The organism is Mesorhizobium sp. M1A.F.Ca.IN.020.06.1.1 (genome assembly GCF_004023265.1).
GTDB lineage: Bacteria > Pseudomonadota > Alphaproteobacteria > Rhizobiales > Rhizobiaceae > Mesorhizobium.
This window is the reverse complement of sequence record NZ_RZSR01001230.1, coordinates 1-1,437: the sequence shown is the minus strand read 5'-3', so window position 1 is coordinate 1,437 and position 1,437 is coordinate 1. Positions and strand designations below refer to the sequence as shown.

The 1,437-nt window shown below is 68.2% G+C and carries 1 protein-coding gene; it reads left to right on the top strand.

Going from position 1 to position 1,437, the window contains the following annotated elements; all coding sequences use genetic code 11:
* Nucleotides 1–1,437: type VI secretion system membrane subunit TssM (tssM, locus tag EOA60_RS32760; protein ID WP_128312608.1), on the top strand; the 1,437-nt coding region annotated here is incomplete at both ends.

Here is a 1,437-nt window from a genome sequence, read left to right as displayed (position 1 = left end):
GGCGCGCACTCAACGGCGTCATCGTCGCGCTGTCGATCGATGCGCTTTCGGAAGGCGACGAAGCGATCAAGGCGCATGGCCGCAAGATCCGCCGCCGGCTGGCGGAGCTGAACGACCGCCTCGAAATTCGCCTTCCCGTCTACCTGATGCTGACCAAGGCCGACCTGATCAAGGGCTTCGAGGCCTTCTTCGGCGGTCTCTCGACCGCCGCCCGCGAGCAGGTATGGGGGACGACCTTTCCGCTCGATGCCCGCATCGACGCCAAGACCATCGAAAGAGAGCTCGCCGCGCTTGCCACGGAGCTGGAGCGGCGGCTGGTGCCGCGTCTGGAGGACGAGGACAAGCTCGGATCGCGCGCGGAAATCTTCCGTTTCCCGGCCCAGCTCGCCAGCCTCTCCGAGCCGATCCAGGTGCTGATCGAGGCGATGTTCGGCGAAAGCCGCTACGAGGAAGCCGCCTGGTTGCGCGGCCTCTATCTGACCTCGGCGACACAGGAAGGCGCGCCGATCGACCGGCTGACGGCGGCGCTGTCCTCCTCCTTCGGGCTGCCGCCGCGCCGCGCGATGCTCGCGCCGCGCGTCGAGAAGCGCAGCTTCTTCCTGCGCAATCTCCTGACCGAGGTCATCTTCAAGGAAGCGGGTCTCGGCACGTTCGATCCGCTGGCGCAGCGCCGGCGCGCCTGGATCTGGCGCGGCGCGGCCGCGGCTTGCGCGCTTGCCGCCCTGCTGGCGGGCGGGCTGTTCACCTGGTCCTATCTCGACAACCGCAATGCGATCACCGAGCAGGCCGGCCAGTTCGAGGCGCTGCAGGCGCCGCTCACCGACGTCTCCGCCACGCCGGCTTCGGTGGAGCAGCCGACGATGGATGGGGCGCTGGCCGCGATGGACACGGTGGCGACGGCACGCACCGCACCGCCGGATGCTGTCCACAATTTGCTCGGCCCGACCGCTTCGGCCGAGCTCGTGCGCGCCCAGACCGACACTTACGACCACGCGCTGCGCAACGTGCTCGAGCCGCATATGGTGGCGCTGCTCGAAGCCACGATGTGGCGGCAGATCCGCGATCCGGATTTCATGCTCGGCGCGCTGAAGACCTATCGCATGATGACCGGCCTGTCGCAGATGGACACCGACTTCGTGCAGAACTGGTGGGTGAACAGTCTGCCGGAATTCGCGCCCGCCCCGCCCTTCCCGACCGCCGACGCCGAACAGCACCAGCTTGCCGCGATCCGCCGCATGGCGGTCGACGACAGCTACATCGCCCCGGACAAGGAGCTGGTGGCCGAGGCGCTGAAGACGGTGTGCACCATCTCGCTGCCGGAGCGCGCCTACAAGCAGTTGCTCGCGGATCCGGAAGTGGCAGCCGTCAAGGAATGGGTGCCGGCCAATTTCGCCGGCCCGAACGGCGCCAAAGTGTTCGCGCGCCGCTCCGCCAAGA